20 protein-coding genes are annotated in these 24,710 nt (G+C 39.7%); all 20 read left to right on the top strand.

Annotation, left to right across the window (positions count from 1 at the left end):
* Positions 1-91 precede the first annotated feature (91 nt).
* The 20 genes from NST21_RS23515 to NST21_RS23420 all read left to right on the top strand — a co-directional run bounded on the left by NST21_RS23515 (position 92) and on the right by NST21_RS23420 (position 24,696).
* Positions 92-1,657 carry a glutathione ABC transporter substrate-binding protein gene (locus tag NST21_RS23515; protein ID WP_340891600.1) on the top strand — a complete coding sequence of 522 codons (1,566 nt, stop codon included), beginning with the start codon at positions 92-94 and terminating at the stop codon, positions 1,655-1,657.
* A 168-nt stretch (positions 1,658-1,825) separates the two neighbouring features.
* Positions 1,826-3,073 carry an amidohydrolase family protein gene (locus NST21_RS23510; RefSeq protein WP_340891599.1) on the top strand — a complete coding sequence of 416 codons (1,248 nt, stop codon included), beginning with the start codon at positions 1,826-1,828 and terminating at the stop codon, positions 3,071-3,073.
* A gap of 24 nt (positions 3,074-3,097) precedes the next feature.
* Positions 3,098-4,345 (top strand): amidohydrolase family protein, encoded by a 1,248-nt coding sequence (locus tag NST21_RS23505; protein ID WP_340891597.1) that lies wholly within the window; start codon positions 3,098-3,100, stop codon positions 4,343-4,345.
* Between the two features lie 28 nt (positions 4,346-4,373).
* Positions 4,374-5,621 carry an amidohydrolase gene (locus NST21_RS23500; protein WP_340891596.1) on the top strand — a complete coding sequence of 416 codons (1,248 nt, stop codon included), beginning with the start codon at positions 4,374-4,376 and terminating at the stop codon, positions 5,619-5,621.
* Positions 5,622-5,709: 88 nt separating this feature from the next.
* Entirely contained in the window at positions 5,710-6,606 is an 897-nt protein-coding gene (locus NST21_RS23495) for a DMT family transporter (protein ID WP_340891594.1), read from the top strand.
* Between the two features lie 37 nt (positions 6,607-6,643).
* On the top strand, positions 6,644-7,939 hold the full coding sequence (locus NST21_RS23490) for a uracil/xanthine transporter (RefSeq protein WP_340891593.1): 1,296 nt from the start codon (positions 6,644-6,646) through the stop codon (positions 7,937-7,939).
* An 87-nt stretch (positions 7,940-8,026) separates the two neighbouring features.
* Complete coding sequence (locus tag NST21_RS23485; protein WP_340891592.1) at positions 8,027-8,254, top strand: copper amine oxidase; 228 nt, start codon at positions 8,027-8,029, stop codon at positions 8,252-8,254.
* Positions 8,255-8,714: 460 nt separating this feature from the next.
* Positions 8,715-8,987, top strand: coding sequence for a heterocycloanthracin/sonorensin family bacteriocin (locus NST21_RS23480; protein WP_340891591.1), 273 nt, complete (start codon positions 8,715-8,717; stop codon positions 8,985-8,987).
* A gap of 155 nt (positions 8,988-9,142) precedes the next feature.
* On the top strand, positions 9,143-11,095 hold the full coding sequence (locus tag NST21_RS23475; RefSeq protein ID WP_340891589.1) for a putative thiazole-containing bacteriocin maturation protein: 1,953 nt from the start codon (positions 9,143-9,145) through the stop codon (positions 11,093-11,095).
* Positions 11,092-13,035 (top strand): TOMM precursor leader peptide-binding protein, encoded by a 1,944-nt coding sequence (locus NST21_RS23470; protein WP_340891588.1) that lies wholly within the window; start codon positions 11,092-11,094, stop codon positions 13,033-13,035. The genes NST21_RS23475 and NST21_RS23470 overlap by 4 nt, the downstream gene beginning before the upstream one ends.
* A gap of 22 nt (positions 13,036-13,057) precedes the next feature.
* Complete coding sequence (locus NST21_RS23465; RefSeq protein WP_340891587.1) at positions 13,058-14,626, top strand: SagB family peptide dehydrogenase; 1,569 nt, start codon at positions 13,058-13,060, stop codon at positions 14,624-14,626.
* Between the two features lie 249 nt (positions 14,627-14,875).
* A complete protein-coding gene (gene pdxR / locus NST21_RS23460) occupies positions 14,876-16,306 on the top strand; it encodes a MocR-like pyridoxine biosynthesis transcription factor PdxR (protein ID WP_340891585.1) in 1,431 nt (476 codons plus the stop codon).
* A 414-nt stretch (positions 16,307-16,720) separates the two neighbouring features.
* Positions 16,721-17,704 carry a carbon-nitrogen hydrolase family protein gene (locus NST21_RS23455; protein WP_340891583.1) on the top strand — a complete coding sequence of 328 codons (984 nt, stop codon included), beginning with the start codon at positions 16,721-16,723 and terminating at the stop codon, positions 17,702-17,704.
* Between the two features lie 736 nt (positions 17,705-18,440).
* Positions 18,441-18,890 (top strand): YfmQ family protein, encoded by a 450-nt coding sequence (locus tag NST21_RS23450; RefSeq protein ID WP_340891581.1) that lies wholly within the window; start codon positions 18,441-18,443, stop codon positions 18,888-18,890.
* 586 nt (positions 18,891-19,476) lie between these two features.
* On the top strand, positions 19,477-19,776 hold the full coding sequence (locus tag NST21_RS23445) for a DUF2294 domain-containing protein (protein ID WP_082527362.1): 300 nt from the start codon (positions 19,477-19,479) through the stop codon (positions 19,774-19,776).
* Positions 19,777-19,975: 199 nt separating this feature from the next.
* On the top strand, positions 19,976-21,028 hold the full coding sequence (locus tag NST21_RS23440; protein ID WP_340891579.1) for an ABC transporter substrate-binding protein: 1,053 nt from the start codon (positions 19,976-19,978) through the stop codon (positions 21,026-21,028).
* A gap of 18 nt (positions 21,029-21,046) precedes the next feature.
* Positions 21,047-21,976: a nucleoside hydrolase gene (locus NST21_RS23435; protein WP_201186704.1), complete on the top strand. Its 930-nt coding sequence runs from the start codon at positions 21,047-21,049 to the stop codon at positions 21,974-21,976.
* A gap of 24 nt (positions 21,977-22,000) precedes the next feature.
* Entirely contained in the window at positions 22,001-22,822 is an 822-nt protein-coding gene (locus NST21_RS23430) for an ABC transporter permease (protein WP_098176019.1), read from the top strand.
* A gap of 6 nt (positions 22,823-22,828) precedes the next feature.
* Positions 22,829-23,617, top strand: a complete 789-nt coding sequence (locus tag NST21_RS23425; RefSeq protein WP_053347700.1) for an ABC transporter permease — start codon at positions 22,829-22,831, stop codon at positions 23,615-23,617.
* Positions 23,618-23,631: 14 nt separating this feature from the next.
* Positions 23,632-24,696: an ABC transporter ATP-binding protein gene (locus NST21_RS23420; RefSeq protein ID WP_056520062.1), complete on the top strand. Its 1,065-nt coding sequence runs from the start codon at positions 23,632-23,634 to the stop codon at positions 24,694-24,696.
* The last annotated feature ends 14 nt before the right edge of the window (positions 24,697-24,710 follow it).

Here is a 24,710-nt window from a genome sequence, read left to right as displayed (position 1 = left end):
TAGTAAAGATTTTCAAAATAAATTTTCTGAATATTTCCTATAATTAGATAAATGGTCACGGAAATAAAATAAAAGCAGGAGGTCGAAGTCCATGGGGTTAAAACGAGGTATAAGGAATTTTTTTCTAGTCATAATTGTGGCTATCGTAATTACTGGCTGTTCTTCTAATCATGACGTAAGCACAAAAGCAAGTGATCCGAACAAAGCATCAAAGGAAGGGGGAACCTTAGTTATTGCTCGTTTATCAGATGCTGAGAATTTGGATCAGCAATTTATGTCCACGATTAATGCCGCTAGTGTTACTCACCATAAAATCTATGAAGGGCTTGTGCAACGAGATAAAAATAGTGAGATACAGCCTATGCTAGCAGAAAAATGGAACCAGATAAATGACACAACCTGGGAATTTAAGCTTAGACATGATGTTAAGTTTCATGATGACACACCATTTAATGCGGATGCTGTAAAAAAGACGTTTGACAGACTATTAGATCCGAATGTTGCTTCTCCTAGAGCCGTAGTATTCGATATGGTAAAAGAAGTGAAACCAGTTGATGAATATACCGTGCAATTCATTCTAAAGGAACCTTTTTCCCCACTGCTTTCTATCTTAGCGAATCATGAAGGAGGGATTATAAGTCCAAAAACTATTGAAAAGTACGGAAAAAAAATTATCCAAGAACCGAATGGAACCGGTCCTTTTGTTTTTGATTCATGGTCACCAGGCCAAGAAATTACATTGATGAAAAACAAAAATTATTGGGGAGATAAGCCAAAGGTGGACAAAGTTATCTTCAAGGTTGTCCCAGAAGACTCTACAAGAATATCCATGATAGAAACGGGAGAAGCGCATATTGCAGAACCTCTTCCTGTAGCTGTCATGGACCAGGTAGAATCCTCAGCGGCTATGGATGTTTACCGCAATGAAGGGTATGGTACCGAATATATAGGATTTAATGTCAATAAAGAACCGTTTAATGATGTCCGTGTCCGTAAAGCTATAGCCCATGCCATTGAAATGGATTCCATTATTAAGGGTGTCTTTAATAATGTGGGTGTAAAGGCAAATTCCTTAATGGGATCTAAGGTATTCGGGTACGACGCTGATCTAAAAACCTATGATTACAATCTTAAAGAAGCCAAGAAATTGATGGCTGATGCTGGTTATTCTAAAGGTCTTGATGCAACTATTCTAACAATGGATAGTAAAGAAAGAGTTAATTTGGCAGAAGTACTTCAATCCCAGTTAAAAGGTATCGGGATTCATTTGAAGGTTCAGGTCATGGAGTACGGTTCGTTCGTTGAACAAGTAAATAAAGGGCAATCGGAAATGTTTATAATCAGTTGGAGAAATGCAACGGGAGATGCTGATTATAATCAATATAATCTTTTTCATACGGATTCACAGGGCGCGGCTGGAAATACCTTCTTTTACAGCAATCCAAAGGTTGATAATTTAATAGATGCTGCCCGCAAAGAAAAAGAGGAGGAAAAACGCAAAGATCTATACGCAGAGGCACAAGAGATTGAGCTGAGTGATACCCCATATATTCCTGTAAGGGTCATTGAAAATGTTGCCGCAGTCTCGAAAGAAGTAAAAGGGTTTTCAATCAGTCCTTCAGGCTATCTAGAGATTAATGACATAACATTAAAGTGATAATAATATATGAAGAAAAAGTTCATCCAGTCCAGGATGAGCTTTTTCGTTGGAGATGAAAAAGTAAAAATAACATAAAAATGAGTAAAAATCCTGAATTTATAAAATGTCCTTTAGAATTATAATGAAATAGATGCATGTTCAATCTGGAGTGGAAGGGTGAGTTTAATGTCACAATCGTATTGGTTAACGAATGTACGTTTGGAAAATGGATTTACTTATAATGAAAATGAAACGATTACTGGTACCGCAACCGGAAATTACCACGTTAGGATTGAAAGCGGAAAAATTTCTTCTATTATTTTAGCAAAGGAATCTATAACAGATCAAAACCCACAATATGATGTTCGTGGCCTTCTGATGGTCCCTTCGTTTAAAGAAATGCATATTCATATTGATAAAACTTACTATGGTGGTCCTTGGAAGGCTTGTATGCCAGCAATTAATGGTGTGAAAACCCGGATAGAAGAAGAACATTTATTACTTCCTAAATTATTACCTACTGCCAAAGAAAGAGCAGAAAAAATGTTGGATTTATTATTGGACTTCGGATCTACTCATATACGCACCCATTGTAATGTAGACCCCGTTATAGGCTTGAAAAATTTAGAGGCTACATTACAAGCGCTAGAAGGATATAAAGATAAATTAACTCATGAAATAGTCGCATTTCCACAGCATGGACTATTACGCAGCAACTCCGTAGGGCTAATTAGGGAGGCCATGAAGAATGGGGCGAATCTTGTAGGTGGAGTGGACCCTGCCTCCATTGATGAAAATATAGAACGGTCTCTTGAAACAATCATGGATATTGCTGTTGAATCGAATTCCGATATTGATGTCCATTTACATGATCCAGATCAGCTTGGACTCTTTACTATGCAACGCCTTGCTTCCATAACGGAAGACGCAGGATGGCAAGGAAGAGTAACTGTGAGCCACGCCAGCGGTTTGGCCGATCTTTCAGTTTCAGAGGCAACGAGTATAGCCGAAAGGTTTTCGGAATTAGGAATATCCATTACATCTACAGTGCCTATTTTCAGAACGATCCCAATCCCTCTGTTACATGAAAAAGGCGTAAAAGTTGAATTGGGTAATGATAGCATTACTGATCATTGGACACCTTTTGGTATCGGGGACAATCTTGAAAAGGTCGGTCGCCTTGCAGAGAGATTTCGCATGATTGACGAAAGATCTTTAGCTAGTAGCCTACAATTCATTACAGGAGGAAAGACTCCATTAAACCAAGAAGGAGTCAAGACATGGCCTAATATTGGGGATGAAGCGAATATAGTTCTGGTTGAAGCCAGCTGTTCAGCAGAAGCGGTGGCTAGAAGGTCAAAACGTGCCGCTGTCATCTTTAGAGGTAATGTTGTAAGTGGATCTATTTCATCTTTTGAGACGACAGGTGTCTAATCTTCTATTAAAGAGAGTGATTTAATGTATAAAGCGTACTGGCTTACTAACGTTACACTTGATAGCGGATATGTATTTGAGAATGAAAGAATTGATGGAACAAAGACTGCCCTATACAATATCTTTATAAATGACGGGATCATTAAGGAAATTCAATTGGCTAATGTTCCTTTGCAAACTCATTTACCTGTTCAAGACGCAAGAAATTTACTTGCTCTTCCTGCTTTTAAAGAAATGCATAACCATCTTGACAAGACCTATTTAGGACTGCCATGGAAATCATGCACTCCGGTTCCGAATTTAATGGAGCGCTTAAACTTAGAAGCGGTGGAGCTCGCTGAACTCGCCGAAACAGGACAACACCGAGCTGAGCAGATGCTTCATCTTCTGTTAAAAGGTGGCGCCACACATGTCAGAACTCATGTTAATATTGACCCATACATTGGTTTGAAGAATTTAGAAGAAATTCAGAAAGCACTAGAGAGTTTTAAAGGGAAAATGACACACGAGATAGTGGCTTTTCCCCAACATGGACTGCTAAGAACAAATTCAACTGCATTAATGAGACAGGCGATGAAAGAAGGAGCGTCCTTAGTGGGAGGCTTAGATCCTGGTGGAGTTGATAATAATATAGAGGCTTCACTATATGAAATGGTGAATTTAGCTGTTGAGTTTGATGCAGATATTGATATCCATATACATGATCCAGGTCATCTTGGATTTTATACAATCAAGAAACTGGCTTCTTTAATCGAAGAAGCAGGGTGGAAAAACAGAGTGGCTGTTAGTCATGCATTTGCAATTGGGGATGTCCCAATTGAAGAATCAAATGATCTGGCTAGTATTTTATCAAACTTAGGAATAGCCATCATGTCTACTGTTCCGATAAACCGGGTAATTCCCCCCATTGATTTACTTCATGAAAAGGGTGTACACGTAGCACTTGGATGTGATGGTTTTTATGACTCCTGGTCTCCATTCGGTACAGGAGATATGCTTGAAAAGGCAGGTAGATTAGCTGAGAGGTACAACTGGAAGGATGAGTATGCATTGACTCAATCCCTCCAATTCATTACGGGCGGGGTTAAGACACTAGACGATGAAGGAAATCGTTTATGGCCGAATGTTGGAGATGATGCAAGTATGGTGTTAGTAGATGCATCATGCTCTGCCGAGGCAGTTGCTAGAAGATCAAGGCGTGCTGCGGTTATCGTCAATGGAAATTTGGTTTACGGTGGACTCAACTGTGAATCTGCTTTGAAGGCAAATTGAATGTCTATTACAAGAAGGGATGAATGGCATGAATACAATCTTTTGGTTAAAGAATGCACGTTTAGAATGTGGTTACCAAAAAGAGAATGAAAGAGTTACAGGCACAATAACTGGGCTATTTCATCTGTTAATAGAGGATGGAAGGATCACGAAGATTGTCAAAGATGGGGAGCCCATTTCTAATGATGTGCCTGTGGAAGATGCAAAGGGATTGCTAGTGCTTCCTTCCTTTATTGAAAAGCATGTACATCTTGATAAGACCCTGATGGGGGATGTATGGAGAGCATGTACCCCTTCTTCAAGTGTCACTGAACGCTTTGAAAATGAAAAAAAAGTGCTTCCTACTATTGCAGCCAGCACACGTAAACGTGCTGAATCTTTACTGGAAATACTTTTAGCTTCTGGCTCTACTCATGTACGGACTCATGTTGATATTTACCCAGAAGTAAGATTGCAAAACCTAGAGCAAGTGCAACAGGCACTAGAAACCTATTCTAATAGACTCAGTTCAGAAATAGTCGCATTTGCGCAGCACGGATTGTTGCGATCAGGTTCTACAAAGCTTGTCAGAGAGGCATTGCGAAATGGAGCAGGAATAGTAGGGGCAGTCGACCCAGCCACAGTCGATAACAATATTGAAGCCTCATTAGTACAATTAATAGATTTAGCAGTGGAAGCAAATGCTGATGTTGATCTGCATTTACATGACCCTGGTCACCTGGGAACGTTTACTATGAAACGGCTAGCGGCTCTTACTAAGGAAGCGGGCTGGGAAGGCAGAGTAGCTATAAGCCATGCATTCGGTATAGGAGACGTTTCGAAAGAAGAAGCCTATGAGCTTGCTGATATTTTAAGGGATGCAGGGATTTCCATCGTTACCAGTGTACCTATTAACAGACAAATGCCTCCGGTTGATTTGTTACATGAAAGAGGGGTTGAGGTATCAGTAGGGAACGATAATATCTTTGATTTATGGTCACCTCTAGGAAATGGTGATATTCTAGAAAGAGCTGGACGGCTAGCAGAACGTTTCAAGTGGGTTGAGGAAGTCTCTCTGTCCCAAACACTCAGGTATATAACTGGCGGCAAAACCCCGTTAGATAAAGATGGTAACCAGGTATGGCCAAAAGTAGGGGATGCTGCTAGCTTGGTGTTAATTGATGCCAGCTGTTCTGCTGAAGCAGTTGCAAGGCGCTCTGAGCGTAAAGCGGTATTTTACAAGGGAAATATAGTTTCCGGTTCACTATATCTACAAAATCAATCAATTAACGTGTAATGCTAACCCAAAAAAAGGATCTCTGGACACGTCCGGATTTCCTTTTTCGTTTTGGTTAATGAAAGACAAAGAAAGCAGGCTGCTTAACATGATCCGGTCTTATTTACTATTGCTTATTTGTGTAATATGCTGGGGAAGTAATTTTGTTTTTGGGGCTATACTAGTCAAGGACTTCCCTCCTATGCTGCTTTCAGCAACAAGGTTATTATTTATCATTATCTTTATTGCCTTATACGCTTTAAAGAAGAAGAAATGGAATTCGATTCAAAAAAAGGACTGGTTAACAATGATTCTGCTAGGATTCATTGGAACGTTTATCAATCAATGGTCCTTTTATGCCGCTCTAGAAACAGCTCATCCGACAACTTCGGCATTAATACTTGCCCTGGCCCCTATTACTACAGCCCTTTTGGCTGCAGTTTTTCTGAGGGAAAGATTAACAAAGAGATTTTTATTAGGATCAATCGTTGCATTGGCAGGTGTTTTCTTAGTTATTGCAAGTGGTGGAACACTCCATCTTTCAATTGGCCTAATTTGGATATTTCTTACGATGCTTTCTTTTTCCATATCCATTATCATGATTAGGAAGCTTACTAAGAGAAACCATTCCATTACTATAACTCTTTATTCAAACTTAATTGGATTTGGCGGTCTGTTGCCCATTGCTCTATTATCCGAGTCGCCCCAACAAATGAGCAGGGAGCCGTGGCCTTGGGTCCTTTTAATAGTAACCGCAATCATTATGCATGGAATTTGCACTTTAATATGGAATAATCAAATTCAGATTGTAGGAGCATCTAAAGCATCTATGTTTCTTAACTTAGAGCCCTTTGTTGCCATGTTGGTCGGGTTGGTTGTGCTGAAAAATAGCGTCACACCATCACAACTATTCGGTGCGCTATTAATAATCATTGGTGTTGTCCTTTCAACTGCCTTTAAGGGGAAAAGAGTTATGGAGGAAGCCAGATATTCGCAAGAAGCTTAGAAAGTATCGTGTTCAAAGTTCAAAGGAGATGGAAACAATGCAAAGCTTGAGATCAACTGTGACTCTATTTTCTTCTTTTCAATGGCTGTTTTTTATTTTTGCAAATACCGTAGTAGTGCCCATTTCAATCGGAGCTGCCTTTCATCTACCCTCTGATGTTACGGAAATGACCATGAGAAGCTCGCTTATTTTCACAGGGGTTGCTTGTGTTATACAGGGTTGGAAGGGACATAAGTATCCAATTATGGAAGGGCACTCTGGGCTATTGTGGGGAGTGATGTTGAATTTGGGATTATCTGCACCATCACTAGGGCTCGGTTATGCCGAAATAGGAGGCGGAATAGCTACAGGACTACTTGCAGCTGGTGTCGTGACCCTAATTATTTCTGCCTTTAACCTGATTTCTTATGTCCAGAAGATTTTCACCCCCATGGTCATGACCGTTTACTTATTCCTTCTGACATTTCAGCTCATTTTCGTCTTTTTTAAAGGGATGCTGGGAATTACAGAGGAAGGGGAAATTAACATCCCGGTCAGTTTCCTATCATTAGGAATTGTCATTTTAGTAAGTATATTAAAGTTAAAAGGATCCAGAAATATTAGCAATTTCTCTATTTTGATCGGAATTATCGTGGGTTGGATTTTTCACTCGTTACTATTTCCAAATACTGGTTCTGAAATAGGGTCAACAAGTGTCTCTTTTTCATTTTTCCCTTTAGGTGTTCCAAACCTGGAATTCGGTATAATAGCGATTTCTTTTTTTGCAGGATTACTGAATTTGTGTAACACATTCGCTTCCATTCAAGCCGCATCCGAGCTAATGGGAGATGATGCTAGCCACAAGCAATATAGAAATTCTTTATTTATGACTGGCGGTTTTACCATTTTCGCTCCGGTACTGGGCCTTGTTCCGTATACGCCTTTTACCTCATCCATCGGATTTTTGCAAAGTACTCAAATCTATGAGCGGAGGCCTTTTCTAATTGGAGGCATGTTGTTGACCATAATTGGACTCATTCCTCCTTTTATCTCTTTCCTGGCCACCATGCCAATAACCGTCGGGAACGCTGTATTGTTTGTTGCTTACCTTCAACTGTTTGGAACGGCTTTCAATAGCGTCAAGGGTCAGCATTTTACTTCAGACACGATATTTAGGCTTGCAGTACCTGTATTGATTGGAGTGAGTTTGATGAACATCTTGCCCAACGCATTTGCGAACGTTCCCATGCTTTTACAGCCCTTTTTAACAAATGGGCTCATAATGGGAGTATTAATATCGATAGTGTTAGAAAAATCGGTAAACTGGAAGCGTTATGAACAACTACAGAACTAATTGGAATACTTGTAAGACAAATAATTAAAGAATTACATATGCATGAAAACCAGAAGGGTGTTGGGGAACCTTCTGGTTTTTTTTTGATTGTGTTTAAGGTTTAACAATTTTATCATTTCCCGCCAGAAGACTCCCTACAACGGTTCCATTGAAAATACAGATAATGTGGTATGGATGACTACAGGTGCAACTCATATAGCACGAGCTGAAGAATGGCCAATGATGCCAACAGAATGGGTACACGCCATGTTAAAACCGTGGAATTTCTTTGATCGTACTCCAACATTAGATTTACCAAAAGAAAATTCAAAATGATTAATTAAAGTCCTTGCATAAGTTAGTGCAAGGGCTTTATTTTGGTCCGAAGCGAGATTGATTTCATACATTAATTGTTTGGAGTAGCATCGTAATTCATAGATGAAAAGGATATTGAGATTCTATGTTTCTAACTTGCACCAGAGCGATTTTCGAGTTGATAAGCTAAGTCCCTACTCTAGGCTTGCTAACTTAGTCCCAGTTTTTTTAGCTTTGTCTCTAAGTTTTCATTTGTACTAAGCCACATATTAATAATGTGATTATCCCTGTTTCCTCTTGAACCGTTTTATAAAGATTCAATAAAAATAGGCTTTTGAATCAGTAACAATCCCCATTCCCCTTACATATTTTGTTGGAGGGAGTACACGACGTGGATTCCCAGACAATTTCGGTCCGATTTTCGTTCCTGTTATTAAGTACTAAGCATTACCTTATTAATGAATATATGGAGGTTATATAAATGTATGAGTTTCAAAATCAATTGCAAATGTTGAATGTTGACGATTTTCAGGTAAGCCAGCCAATTCTTTGGGATCAAAACCAGTTCCAGCAACCATATTCTACGGATGATTCTCGACTCATTGGTTTTGGTTTTGGTTGCTTTGGTTGCTTAGGTTGCTTTATTGGGGGCTGTGGGTTCGGTCGTTGCGGAGGTTGCGGTGGTTGCGGTTTTCGTTGCGGCGGTTGCGGCGGCTGTGGTCGCTGCGGAGGTTGTGGACGTTGCGGTCGTTAAGAGTTCAGGTTTTCTAAAGAGAAGGAGATGTCCCTGCATTGATGTTGCAGGGACTTTTCTTTGAAAGATTAGACATAAGAGACAAATTGTCATACATAGGATTAAAGTGAAGTGCTGAAGCAGAACTAGAAAAGCTTCGGGTTAGGAGGACCGGAATGGAAAATATGACCCCTTCTATGCGTCTGAAAGTGAAAAGGGACACGTTTTTTCTCCCTGAACCAAACAGAGGTGTGTATTTCAGGAATAACATAAGTTCGTTCCGTATGGAGGGCAGTACGATTGTTCCGTGGATTGAAAAGCTATTACCGATGTTCAATGGGGACCATACATTGAGTGAATTGACTGAAGGATTGCCAGGTCCGTACCGAAATCGAGTGTTCGAAATTGCAGAGGTTTTATATAAAAACGGGTTTGTTCGGGATGTAAGTCAAGATCGACCGCATGAACTGTCGGAACAGGTTCTTAAAAAGTATGATTCTCAAATAGAGTTTTTGGACAGTTTTGGGGGGTCGGGCACATACCGTTTTCAAGGCTTTCGCCAAGTAAAAGTATTGGCTATTGGTTCTGGTCCCTTTTTTATTTCGTTGGTTTCTGCATTAATGGAAGCTGGATTACCCACATTCCATGTTTTCATTACAGACTCGGTACCAACTGATAGACAGCGGTTGAAGGAGCTCGTGGCACATGCACGGAAGACAGACTCCGATGTAGCCGTAGATGAGGTCCAGCTGGAGAGAGAGGGCGGTTCTTCTTGGCAAGAGATTGTACAGCCGTTTGATTCGATATTGTATGTGTCACAAGAAGGTGCTGTAGAGGAATTACAAGAACTTCATTCGGTTTGCAGGCAAGAGAAAAAAATGTTTCTCCCTGCAATAAGTCTAAATCAAGTAGGATTGGCAGGCCCGCTGGTGAATCCGGATTCTATTGCGTGTTGGGAGTCTGCATGGCGTCGTATCCACCAATCGGTGCTTAGCAAAGACCAGCAGCTCCCCGCCTTTTCTTCCACAGCAGGAGCGATGTTGGCCAATGTGATGGTATTTGAATTTTTTAAAGAAACGACAGAAGTGAACGAATCGAGGCAAAATAATCAATTCTACCTGCTTAATATGGAAACATTGGTGGGAAACTGGCATTCGTTCATGCCTCACCCGTTGGTGATTGGAAATACGGCAGCAAAATGGGTTCAGGATTTCGGTCAGCGTCTCGAACAGAAATTGGGAAGCGATGAGCAGGGGAAATTATTTTTGGGTTTCAGCAGATTGACATCGGTACAGTCAGGAATTTTCCATCGTTGGGATGAGGGAGATCTTAAGCAGCTGCCGCTGGCTCAATGCCGAGTTCAGGTGGCTGATCCATTGTCAGAGGGACCATGCGAGCTGCAGCCAGAAATAATCTGTTCCGATTTGACGCATGAAGAAGCAAGGAGGGAAGCGGGCCTTGTAGGGATTGAAGCGTATGTGTCCCCAACAGTCAAACAGCTCGTAACGACTTTATCGCCGTTCCAGGGAGTAGAGAAAGTGCAGGGGTTTGTCGGTGTTGGTGCAGGGGAAACGTTCGCGGAATGCATGTGCCGAGGATTGCAAAGGTGTTTAGATGATGAGTTAAACAAGCAGCCATTCAATCAAGAGAATGTTGTTGCCAAGGTGCAGTTGGACGCGGTAGAAGATGAACGCTGCAGGTATTTCTTGCAGGCACTGACCACGCTGCAAGGTGAACCAATCATTGGCTTAGGAGGGGAAATATCCGGTTTCCCTGTGGTATCGGTCTTTTCGGGTGATGACTGGTCTGGTTCTGTCGGTTTGAATATAACAATGGCATTGCGAAATGCGTTACAGCAGGCCGTTACGAAAGCCCAAAATCAAACAGTTTGCCCCACAACGGAAGAGGTAGAAGATTCACGCTTGCTTCAGGAAGGCAAAGCGCCGCTAAAGCTTGTGATTCCTGCGTACGAGGTGACAGCGCATTCTGAGGTTTTTCAGTCTGCCATGCAAGTTTTGGAAAAGAATAAAAAGCGAATCTGTGTTTTCGAACTAGAGTTGGAATCGTTTTTGAAAGAAGAACTGGCAGGGGTGTTTGGGGTGTTGTTGCGAGAGGAGGAATCAGGGTGAAAGCTGACGTATTGGTTGTCGGAGAAGGAGTGTTGGCTGACCATGTTTATGGAGACCTGTCCGGCCAATACCAGGTCACTCACCAAACCGATTTCGAGGCAGGAATACCGCAAACGACTGCTATGGTTCTGGTGTTACAAGATGCTTGGAATCCTATTGCCCATCAAAAGGCAGAAGAGATGTTACGGCCAACGGGCATTCCTTGGCTGCGGGGCTTCGTTTCATTTGGAGAAGGAATAATCGGTCCGCTGGTACGCCCGGACACTCAGGGGTGTTCTCAGTGTGCAGATTTAAGGCATCTCATGGCAGGACGTGATCGTAAAGAGATGTGGGAAATTCGCAAGCAGTTACAAGAAAAAGGAGGAATACAGCGTGATGTGGCAGCATCACGTACAGGACTTATGCAGATGGCTCACCTGATAGGCGCCGAGGTAGGGAGGGTAATGAAAGGTGATCACCCTCATTCGGAAGGAAGGGTTGCATTAATCAACCTGAAAACACTGAATAGTTCATGGCATTCTTTTTTACCTGATCCGCTGTGTGCAGTTTGCAGCGAATTACCTGAAGACTCGCCAGAACTGGCCCGTATTTCATTACAATCAAGTCCGAAAATCAGTCCCGACAGTTACCGCTGTCGTTCGATGGAGGATTTGAGTAAAGTATTAGCCAAAGATTATTTGGACCACCGCATGGGATTTTTGAATAATAAAATGTATGATCTTGTGCCTCCATTTGCTGATGTAAGTGTTAATCTGCCTTTGTTCATTGGAGATGAGGGAGCTGCAGGTCGGACTCTCTCATACGCCGTAAGTGAGATGACAGCTATATTGGAGGGCTTGGAAAGGTATTGTGGGATGGAGCCCCGTGGCAAACGGACAGTAATCCATGACAGCTATCGTAATTTGAAAGATCATGCACTTAATCCTACCAAGGTAGGCGTACACGCCAAGGAACAATATGCAAAGTCTGATTTTCCGTTTCCACCGTTTAATCCTGATCGCTCAATAGATTGGGTATGGGGCCATTCATTTCTGCAGGAGCGTCCGATCCTTGTTCCGGAGTTACTTTCTTATTACAGCTTAGGCTGCGGGGAAGGATTTGTTTATGAAACCTCCAATGGCTGCGCTTTAGGTGGAAGTTTGGAGGAGGCCATTTTCTACGGCATTATGGAAGTGGTGGAGCGTGATTCGTTTCTGTTGACTTGGTACGCGCAGTTGTCTCTCCCGCGTCTTGACCCTTATTCTGCAAATGACAAAGAACTGGAGTTGATGATTGACCGGGCAAGGGCTGCGGCGGGATATGATATTTATTTGTATAATTCGACAATGGAACACGGCATTCCAAGCGTATGGGCGATGGCGAAAAACAGGAAGCAAAAAGGCTTGAATATCATATGTGCGGCCGGAGCTCATCTTGATCCGATAAGGGCGGTGAAAAGCGCAGTTTTCGAGTTGGCTGGCATGATGCTGACTCTTGACGAGAAAATGGAGGAGGACCAAGAGGAGATTGAAAAAATGCTGCATGATTCCTCGCTGGTGCAGAAGATGGATGATCATGGCATGCTGTATGGCTTGCCACATGCTGAAGAACGCTTGGAGTTCTTATTGGATGATAATCGTCCATTGAGAACATTTGATGAGGAATTCAAGCAAAAGGCGAAGCATTCAGATTTGACTGATGATTTGCAAGATATTCTTCAAGAATTTCGCCGATTGAAACTTGAGGTGATTGTGGTAGATCAGACGACTCCGGAAATCAAACGAAACGGATTACATTGCGTAAAGGTGCTGATTCCAGGAATGCTGCCGATGACATTCGGACATCATCTTACCCGTACAACTGGGCTGGAGAGGGTATTGAAGGTTCCAATGGAACTCGGATATGCAAAACAACCTCTGAAACTTGAACAGCTCAACCCACATCCGCACCCGTTTCCATAAGCGGTGACTAGGAGGCAGGAGGATGAGTCTAGAGGCATTTCTTCACAATCTACATTTTGACGTTGAGAAGGCAAGTCCACCAGATTGGGTGGTGGATTGGAATGATGCACCGCTTACGTATAAGCTCTACCGTGATAGACCAGTGTTTCCTTTATCCATGGAGATGCCGCTGACGCTTGAAGAAGGGGCAACGCCTTCGAACCCTGACTGCGATAGAATCGGTCATTTTCTCTGGTATGTATTCGGACTTACACAAGTAAGTCAGACTTTGGGTTCTGCAGATCAGGCGGATCTCATGCAATCCTTTCGGCGTTTTGCTCCTTCAGGAGGAGCGTTGTATCCAAACGAATTATACGTGTATTTGAAGATGGAGGAGTTGCCTGCAGGTGTGTACCATTATGATGTGGCACATCATCGATTGGTGTTGTTGCGCGAAGGCAATTTTGATGAATATTTAGAACAGGCTCTTGGGAATCGGTGTGACATCTCATCCTGTTTTGGCACTGTTTTTGTGTCGACCATGTTTTGGAAAAATTTCTATAAATACAATAATTTTTCATACCGTCTGCAAGGATTGGATGCTGGAGTGCTGATTGGACAGTTGCTAGAAGTGGCAAAACGGTTTGGCTTTACATCCATGGTATACTTCCAATTTTTAGATCGTGCCATCAATCATTTGCTTGGGTTATCCGAAGAAGAAGAGAGCACGTATGCGGTGATTCCCTTATCTGTGGAACCGATTCACTCGTTTGCAAATGTAGGCAACACAGGCGGGTTTGTCAATTCAAAAGAATTATACAGGGAATTGACAACGATTCAGTGTAATCACTATGTTCGGTCACTGACGATTAAAGAGTATCCGATGTTAACCAAAATGAATGCAGCATCCATGATGGAGTCAACAGAGTCGTTTCGACCAATGAAAGCAATGAAAGGTAGGAATTGTGAGGGAATCGAGATCGCTCTGCCCTCTACGAAGCGATTGTCGTATGATTTGGCTTCGGTTTGCCGAAAGCGATTTTCACCGGAAATGGATTTCGTTTTGGGAAAGGTAAGTCAAACACAACTAGCCACACTTCTTCAGGAGGCGACGACTTCCTTTTCCTATCGAAATGATTTGGATGAAACAGATACAAAGCAAAATCCGCGTGTTTCCTTGTATGGCTGTTTATATAATGTAGAAGACATACCTGATGGAGCTTATCAATATGACAGCATGGATCATGTGTTATGTCAGATACAGCCCGGAGATCATCGGATTCCGTTGCAATACGGAATGTCGCTGGATAATGTGAATTTGCAGCAAATACCGCTCTGCCTTCATGTAGCGGGGAATAAGGATCACTACAAACCGGAACTAGGTTATAGAGGATATCGAATCCAGCAAATGGAAGCAGGTATGCTCGTACAACGATTACTTATAGCAGCTTCAGCACTCGGGATGAATGGTCACCCCCTACTCGGATTTGATGTGAACGTGTGTGATGAAATTTACAAGATGGAAAATCACCAAGGAAAAACAAGCCTCATACAAATTCCAATCGGTCCCTATCGACAGCGCCCATGGCTGAAAGGAAGTTTGCGTAGTTAATAGAATGTATCATTCTTAATAAGCTAAAGCCTCCATTCCCCTATAAGGAATAGAGGCCGTTTTTATTTCAGCAGAGAATTCCAATGAGTTTGAAAAAATGGATGAAACTCACCAAATGTTGTGAACCTCTATCCCAATCGTGCAATAATCTTGATAGAGGATTATACTGACATAAATGGTTTTTCCACTTAAGGGAATAAATAAGGATTTAGTACGCTTTTAACTAAACGATTTTAAAGGGTGTAGCTTATGGAATGGAGAACGGATAGAAAATCCAAGGAGCCTTTATATAAACAAATAGCCGGTTATATTGAGAGTGGTATTGCTGATGGAACATTTTTACTAGATAAGCCGTTACCTTCTGAGCGCTTCTTGGCACATGAACTTGGGGTTAACAGAAGTACAGTTGTAGCAGCCTATGATGAATTGGAAGCAAATGGGTTAGTTGAACGAAAAAAAGGAAGCGGAACAATGATCAGCAAGGATATATGGGGAATCAACAGAAAACGTATACCTAGTTGGAATAGATATATCGAAGCTGGTTCATTTTTACCCAATTTGCCGGTAACCCAAAGAATACGTAAAGAAACGGAAGGGCATAACCTTATAAACTTAGCTAGTGGGGAGTTATCAGAAGACTTATTTCCAGTCCAATCCCTACGTGAAATCATTTCGAATAGGTCTTTTATTGGTAGCTTAGGTTATGATCATCCTCAGGGCAATGCGATTTTAAGGGACACCATTACCAATCATGTTAAACAGTATAGGAGAATTGACACGAATCCATCCTCCATACTAATTACTTCTGGTGCACAACAAGCTATACATCTCGTTATCCAATGCTTGTTAAAGCCAGGAGATGCCGTTGTATTGGAAGATCCTTCATACAGTTACAACCTTCCCATTTTTCAATCCGCAGGACTAAGAACTTTTCTATTACCAGTTGATAAGGATGGCATCAACCCAGAGGATTTACTAGCACTCCACAAAAAACATCGAATCAGGATGATTTTTTTGAACCCTGTTTTTCAAAACCCAACAGGAACTGTACTTCATATCAACCGTCGTAAAAGGATTCTAGAGATTTCATCCGAATATGGAATACCGGTTATAGAAGATGATCCTTATAGTTTAACTTCCTTTTCTGGGGAGGAAATCTCTACTCTTAAATCAATGGACAACAACGGAAATGTTTTATATATAAGCTCTTTGTCAAAAATTGTTGCTTCTGGTTTAAGAATTGGCTGGATAATTGGACCGAAACCAGTAATAGAGAGACTGTCTGATGCTAAGCAACAGGTTGACTTCGGTCATGGCTCATTCACTCAATGGATAGCAAATGATTTTCTTGATTCAGATCATTTCCCAACTCATATTACCTACTTAAGAGAACAGCTAGAAAAAAGAAGGGATGCAATAGTATCGAGTCTCCAACAATTTCTTAAAAACAAAGTTGATTATTATTCGCCAAACGGTGGTATTCATTTGTGGTGTAAGTTGAAAGTACAATTAAACGAAATACAATTACTAGAGGAGTCTATCAAAAGAGGAGTCATTTACGTTCCCGGTTCAACATTGGGAACAAACAAGGAATATATTCGCTTTACCTTTGCGAGAGAAAACGAGGAGTCCATTCAAGAAGGGATCAAAAGATTTGCAGATGCTGTAAGGAGCTTATAGCTGTATGCTCAAATATTCTCGAGTGAATCATGACAAAGTCATGATTCTTTTTTTGTCTTTTCAAAGAAGCAAGTTAGGTTAGAGGTGCCACAAGACATGGTATCTTAGCTGTTCCTTTAGAAGTACTTTTACCTTTTTATGTATATTAATAAAAGAGTTCAACAAGTGGAGGGTGGAAATATTACAAGATTGGATGGTCATAAAATCGGCCGTTCTTTTATTATAGAGAAGTAGGGATCATTCTAATACATTTACTCCGTAAAAACTAAGAGTAGTCTACCTAGACAATTTAAATTTGGTATGTAAATTATTTCATATTCATATACACTGAATGTTTTGTGTTATTTTTAAATGATCAAATTTTAAAGAAAATAAAAAAAGGTATTGTTGCACTTTAGAAGAGGAGGTACAAGGATGGAGAACAAAGAGAATGTCAGAGTAGCTGTTGTTCAGGCTGCTTCCGTCATAATGGATAAAAAGGCAAGTGTGAAAAAAGCCATTGATCTTATTCACGAGGCTGCAAGTAAAGGAGCCAATATAGTCGTTTTCCCGGAAGCGTTCATCCCTGCGTATCCAAGAGGGCTTTCATTCGGAACAAAAATTGGCAGCCGTTCTCAATCAGGAAGAGAGGATTGGTATCGTTATTGGAATAATTCTATACTTGTACCAGGGGAAGAAACGAATTTATTATGTTCAGCTGCCCGTAAAGCTAATATTTATCTTGTTATTGGAGTAATAGAAAGGGATTCTGAGAATAGCGGTGGAACTCTCTATTGCACAGTGCTTTTTATTGGGCCGGACGGATTGATTTTAGGAAAACATCGTAAACTTAAACCTACGGCCTCAGAAAGAATTGTATGGGGCGAAGGAGATGGAAGCACTTTACCTGTTTTTGATACTCCATATGGAAAGATTGGGGCGCTTATTTGTTGGGAAAATTATATGCCATTAGCAAGGAGCGCCATGTATGCACAGGGCATACAACTTTATATTGCTCCAACAGCCGATTCAAGGGACTCCTGGCAATCTACTATTCGTCATATTGCTATGGAAGGAAGGTGCTTTGTCTTGTCATGTAATCAATACGTAACAAAGGATATGTATCCCAAGGACTTGGCCTGCTATGATGAATTAGAGACTTCCCCTATTGAAATGTGCCGGGGAGGAAGCGCAATTATTAATCCTTTTGGTGAATATGTCTATGAACCAGTGTATGGTGAAGAAGCAATACTAATTAGTGATTTGAACCTTAAACAAATAGCATACAGCCAATTTGACTTTGATCCAGTTGGTCATTACAGCAGACCTGATATATTTACGTTACACATCAATAATGAGAATCGGAATAATGTTAAATGGTTAAAGGATATAAATACTAATAATATTGGAGGCGTATGATGATGACGATTAGTGTAATATTAGTAGTAGCTATTAGTTTAGTAGCCTTAGTTAGTACCATTTCACTAATGGGGAAGAGTGATAGTAATTATTCTTCAGCTACGAAAGGGAATTTGTTGAATCTTAGTTATATTTATATTGGTCTTGCACTAGTATTAACTGTAGGCATTTTCTACTTCATAATAAAATTAGCATGAATTATTGTTTAAGGTATACCATAAATAAGTATTTTTATAAATGAATAAAGCACTTCTAAAATAATCAAATCTTGAGGTTTTTTATAGTTCATTTATGGCTAAGATTTGGATTAATAGCATGAAGCAGAGGTTAACTAATTTGTATTTTTTCTAAAAAAAATAAAGTGGATGGTCAAAATACCGCCCAAGTGGATGGTTTAATTTCATCCAATTTTATTATGATAGAATTATCAACTTAAAACCAACTCTTGCTAGTTGCTGATTATTGACAGAATGGAGATGAAAAGACAGGAGAGAAATATAGGCTTAATTGTATAAAGGTCATGTTTGTTCGAGTGATGTACATGACACTAACTATTTGTGAGTATTTGTGAATTAGTTCACAAATGTGACAAAATTGTGAACTTAACTTACTGGTCTCTAGTTTAAGTACAACTTTTCACCAAAAGTGAAACGTTAATAGAACGGTCACTTCTAAGAAAAACTGTCCGCCTCTTGGATATAACAATTAATTTATAACGTAGCGGAGATGATGAAATATGACATTGCCTATTTTGATTTTAACAATTCTCTTAGCCTTGTTAAAAATATTAGTTACCTGCCTTCCAACCGATGCAGTGAATTGGATTATCAGCAAATTTAAGCTGCATTCAGAACTTAGTGACGCGAATGCCATCGTAACCATTGACGGAAAACGCTTGGAAGGTGAAGACAAGATTCAAGTTATTAATTATTTTAACAAAGCGATATTTTTGAAAAAAAATCATATATTTCCAGGGAACGAGCAATTATTTTTGCATCCAGAGAACGGTGGGACTCCATTAGTCATTGATACTAAAAGAGGCAAAACGGATGTTAGATTATTTGTGTACATTTACAACGACCACGTGGATGTAGTCAAACAGTACAAGAAGAAATTAATTGCGTATAGTCTGCTTTCCGATAGCCTCCAAGAACGTTCTATGCCAGTAATAAGGGATATAGTTTAAAAGGAACTGCACCCCAATTGTTAGACACCGTCTAACAATTGGAGGTGTAGTTTTTTTATGACAAAGTATTCATTAAAAGCTGTTTTTGCTTATTTAGAAGGAACGGAGTCATTAAAATCCGTCGTAAATATATTTAATGTTAGTTTAACTCCAGTATTATGAATAGTATCGAATGTGACCTTCCCTCAGGTTTAGCTAACAAAAACATACTGAAAACTTACAGCCCTATGATACATCTCACTAACAACTACAATTGCCCTGTTTTCTGCAATTTTTAAAGCTGTAGTTGTATGGACGTTATAGGGGGATTCGCTATGATTAAGGTTGAAATCCACATTTTGGGTGATTATATTGATATATAGTTGTAAATAAAATCACAAAAATACCCAAATGATTTTTAGTATAATTCGGGTATTGGTGGGTAAATGTTATTTTTCTGAAGAAAAAACATTTTTTTTGTTGAAAATCCGAATATTATCTTGTGTAATTCACAAAAAGTATATATAATTACCTCAAACAACAGGTTTGGCAGGTGATAGTCATCTTACCGATAAACTCTAACGAAACGAAGAAATTGCTTTCTCATATGTATAATGAGGTATCGAAAGAATTGTTCGGCTTTGGTACGACGTTGCTAAAGGTTACTGTTGAGCTGAATGTGATTACATTTCAGGCCAAACATCGACGTGCCCCACGCTCTGAAGCTTTAGAGGGAGAAGTTCCTAGCCTAAAGCAGGAGGTTGATTTTCATATGTCACTGCTTTATAAAAAGAAATTAAGACAAAAGTTAGAAACGCAAACGGATTGGGATATTGAAGCCGTCCTAAGAGATTATGACTCAGCGACGCAACGGGCATTTACCAATATAGTATTGAAAGAAAAATAATATAATAATATAAATGGATTTCCACTTCGGATTTATCTGGAGGGAACGCCACAAAAGAACCAAATGATAGGTTTTATCTTTGTTTACAAAGAAAAGACAATCTTGGGTAGAATTTTTATTCTATTTAAGATTGTCTTTTTTTACATTTATATTAGTAAGAAAGGCAACTTTAAACATATAAAAAACGGAGGTTTAATTGATGAAAAAAATAATTAGCTCATTTATGATGTTATCGGTTTTTGCATTAGTTTTAGCTGCATGCTCTTCAAATGAAAATACTTCTGATGGGAAACAAAAGCCAACAAAATTAGTGATTTCAACTTGGGGATTTGCTGAGGATTTCTTTCGACCGGAAGTTTACGAACCATTTGAAAAGGAGCACAATGTTGAAATTGTAATAGATTCAGGAAACAATGCAGATCGATTGAACAAAGTGCGTCAAGAAAACACCGATGTGGATGTTATCTATCTATCCGACTACTATGCACAACAGGGAATCGATGATGGTTTGTTTGAAAAAATTGATCATAGCAAGATTTCGAATATTGATAAAATTTATGACAAAGCAAAAGCTCCAAATGGCGATGAGTATGGACCAGCCTATACAATTGCGCAATTTGGAATTGCGTATAACCCTGATGAAGTGAGTAAACCAATCTCCTCTTGGAAAGATCTTTGGAGTAAGGATTTAGGTGAAATTACAATTCCATCAATTACTTCAACAACTGGACCAATGTTTTTAGATGCTGCTTCAAAAGTCAGTGGAAGTAATGAGTTTAATGAAGATAAAGCCTTTGGTCAAATGAAAAAAGTATTGCCAAATGTTGTTAAAGAATATGGACAAACATCTGAGTTTGTCAACATGTTCTCGCAAGGAGAAATTGCTGCAGGTCCAATAATGGAAATGTACTTTGGCGATTTACAGGAAGCCGTTCCTAATGCTAAGTTCGTTTCCCCTAAAGAAGGCGGATACGCAGTCATGAATACGATGAATATCGTAAAAGGAAGCGATCAAAAAGAATTATCTGAAGAATTTATTAATTACATCTTAAGTAATGAAGTTCAGGAAAAATCAGCGAAAGCGAAGATCGACTCTCCAGTTAACACAGAAGTTAAGCTATCTAAAACAGAAGCAAAAGGCTTAACGTATGGAGAAGATGTTGTTAACAGATTATTTGTACTAGATATGAAGTTTGTTAATGAAAACTCTAAACAATGGATTGATCGTTGGAATCGTGAACTTGCACACTAAGAAAAAGAGGTTTAATCGATGAAAAAAAAATTGATTCTCGATGTGGATACAGGAATAGATGATGCAATCGGGATCATTCTTGCTGTTAAAAGCCGTCAATTTGACATATTAGGCATTACAACAGTAAACGGGAATGTATCACTTGATACTGCCACACGGAATACATGCAAAATACTAGATCTGTTGGGTGAACAAGAAATTTCAGTCATTAAGGGGGCAGATACTCCAATTATCAGGAATTCCTTTTTTGAACATCGAGTTCATGGGGAAGACGGTCTTGGAGGTGCCTTAAAGAATGTTGAAGTTAACAAGCAGCCTGATGATGGCTTTGCTTCTGACTTTATTATTAATTCCATTTTAAATTTCACTAATGAAGTAACACTTGTCATGACGGGACCTCTTACAAATTTGGCCCTGGCAGTTAAAAAGTGTCCGCAAATTACCAAACTTGTGAAAGAAGTTATCTTTATGGGAGGAGTTGTACAAGGGGTTGGCAATGTCACACCAACCTCGGAGTATAACACGTTTGTCGACCCTGAAGCAGCCAAAATTGTATTACAAGCGGGGTTCGAATCGATTACACAAGTTGGTCTTGATGTCACGAGAAAGGTTCTTCTAACAGAAGAGCATATACAATTAATTCAAAACAGTACACTTGCTGACTATATAAGAGACAGTACGTCTGAATATCGGAAAAGGTATTTTGAACGTAATAATATTTGGGCGTGTGCTATGCATGATCCATTAGCTGTAGGTATTGCTTTGCAAAAAGATCTTGTCACTAGTGAAGAATACTATGTGGATGTAGAAACAAGAAGTGAGATTTGTGACGGGCAGATGGTTTGCGACTTTCAAAACCGGCTGATGAAGCCAGCAAATGCAAACGTTTGTCTAGACGTCAATGCGGAGGCGTTTTTCAACCTGTTTATTCGCATAATCAATTCATAAATAATATGAACAGGGGGTTACGAGGTGAAAAAACGTTATCTATACCTGTTGCTGTTGCCAGGTGTCCTTTTTTTAACGATTTTTATGATTGTTCCAATCTTCTTAACGATTGGAACGACATTTTTTAATGAAAGTGGCTTTACTATCCAAGGGTACCTCGATTTTTTCAAAGATCGATACTTCATTGAAATTCTGCTCACGACACTTAGAGTGAGTCTGTTCACGACTATTATTTGTATTCTGTTAGGATTTCCAGCAGCCTATTATATTTCTAAGCTAGGAAAAAGAACAAAAGCTATCATGCTTCTGTTAACAATTTTCCCGCTATTAACAAGTCCGGTTGTTCGATCATTCAGCTGGATGGTGATTATCGGTAAAAACGGCGTGATAAATAAATTGCTGTTGAGTATGGGCTTGATCGACAAGCCACTCGACATCTTGTACACGCCAACGGCTATTATTATCGGATTAGTCCATTTATTTTTGCCATTGATTATTGTAACACTGGTAGGAGTGATGGAAAATATCGAAACGGATCTATTAAAAGCAGCGGAGAGTTTAGGTGCTTCAAGATTGGCGGTATTTTCAAAAGTGATTATTCCGCTTTCGGTTCCAGGTTTGGTCATTGGTAGTATTCTTGTTTTTGTAGGGAGCTTTACTGCGTATACAACGCCAGCATTACTTGGTGGGAAACAGCGTGTTATTTCGACGTTTCTCTATCAAAATGCCATTACATTGAATGAATGGCAAGTGGCATCAATTGTCGCTACGATAATGATCGCAGTAACTGTTCTTATAATATCAATAATGAATGGTTTGGCTAAAAAATTAAATCCAAAGGGGTAGAGGTGTATGCAGGAAAAAAATCGAGGATTGGCCCTGTTTACCTTCCTGGTGTTTCTCTTTTTACTAGGGCCTTTACTTATCATATCCGTTACGTCATTTGAAGGCGGCAATATTTTAAAATTCCCGCCAGAAGAATTTTCTTTAAGATGGTATGAAAATATTTTTAATGTGGAAATGTTTTTAATTTCGTTTAAAACGTCCATTCTAGTTTCACTTGCAGGCAATCTTTTGGCTCTTTTACTAGGAGTGCCAGCTGCCTATGCATTAAGCCGATTTGATTTTAAAGGGAAAACAATCATAAATGCATTTTTTGTTTCTCCTATATTAGTTCCGGGAATTGTGCTGGGCTTTGCGTTTTTACGATACATTGTGGGGACGTATCAGCTACCGATTTATGCGGCCCTGTTTGTTGGACATACAGTCATAATGCTTCCTTTCATTATACGTGTGATTTCTTCAAGCTTATCAAATTTTGACTTTTCAATTGAAGAAGCGGCTGAGAGTCTAGGAGCGAGTAAGGTGGGAACCTTTTTTACAGTGGTCCTCCCAAATATAAAATCAGGAATCTTAGCAGCTGTCATGATTGCCTTTTTAGAATCCTTCAATAATGTAGACATTTCAGTGTATATGACAGGTCCTGGGGTAAGCACGTTTCCGATTCAGATGCTGACATATGTAGAGAACTACTTTGATCCTACCATTTCAGCTATTTCGGTATTACTCATGATCATTACGGCTTTCTTCATGTTTATAGTTGAACGGCTAATGGGCTTGTCCTATTTCACAAAACGATAAGGAGGTAATAATGGATGGCTTTATTTACATTACAAGATATTTCTGTAGCTTATAATAAACAAAATATTTTAAAAGACTTCAATCTTGAGATTGAAAAAGGAAAGCTAGTTTCTCTTCTTGGCCCTAGCGGCTGTGGAAAAACAACAACTTTGCGTTTAATTGCTGGATTTTTACAGGCAAACGAAGGGAAGTTTTTATTTAAAGATAAGGATTATACGAAAGTACCTGTTAACAAGCGGAACTTTGGCTTTGTGTTTCAAAACTATGCATTATTTCCGCATTTGTCCATTTTCGATAATATTGCATTCGGTCTTCGGCTTAGAAAGATTTCTAAAAGTGAAATTGAAAAGCGTGTTATGAATGTGCTAGAAATTGTTAATCTAAAAGGATTTGAAAAGAGATATCCACAAGAGCTTTCTGGAGGACAAAAGCAGCGAGTTGCGATTGCAAGGGCACTCGTCATTGAACCTGATATCCTATTATTTGACGAGCCTTTGAGTAATCTTGATGCAAATTTGAGGGTGAATATGAGAGTTGAGATTCGTCGTATCCAACAAGAGCTGGGGATTACAACGGTGTATGTTTCTCATGATCAGGAAGAATGTTTCTCCATCTCTGATCAGGTAGCGATTATGAATAAAGGTGTCATTGAGCAGCTTAGCGATCCTGCGTCTATCTATAAATATCCTGAAACCAAATTTGTCGCTGACTTTATCGGTTTTAAAAACTTCATTGATTTTGATAAGCGCGTGGATCACGAGGATAAAATTGAACTTAGTAAGTCGGGTTATGTCTTTGTGATACAAAAGGACGCACAAATGACCAATTTATCTGGAAAAATAGGAGCTATCAGACCGGACGATCTATTAATTCGGGCAAAAGATATCTCTGAAGTTGTTTCGGAAAATAGTATATCTGGCCGAGTTAAAGTTAGCACGTATCTGGGAAGAAGCTTTCAATATGTTGTTGAAACTCCAATAGGAGATTTCACTGTGAACAAGGAAATGACAGAATCTTATCGTGCTGGTCAGGAAATTGTCCTTGAAATTCCGAGAAACCAGATGGTGCTTGTTGATTAGCTTAGGAGGGTAAG

Origin of the sequence: Peribacillus sp. FSL K6-1552 (genome assembly GCF_038005205.1) — a bacterium.
Lineage (GTDB): Bacteria > Bacillota > Bacilli > Bacillales > DSM-1321 > Peribacillus > Peribacillus butanolivorans.
The sequence above is the reverse complement of the archived record's forward strand: the minus strand, read 5'-3'. Positions and strand labels throughout refer to the sequence as shown.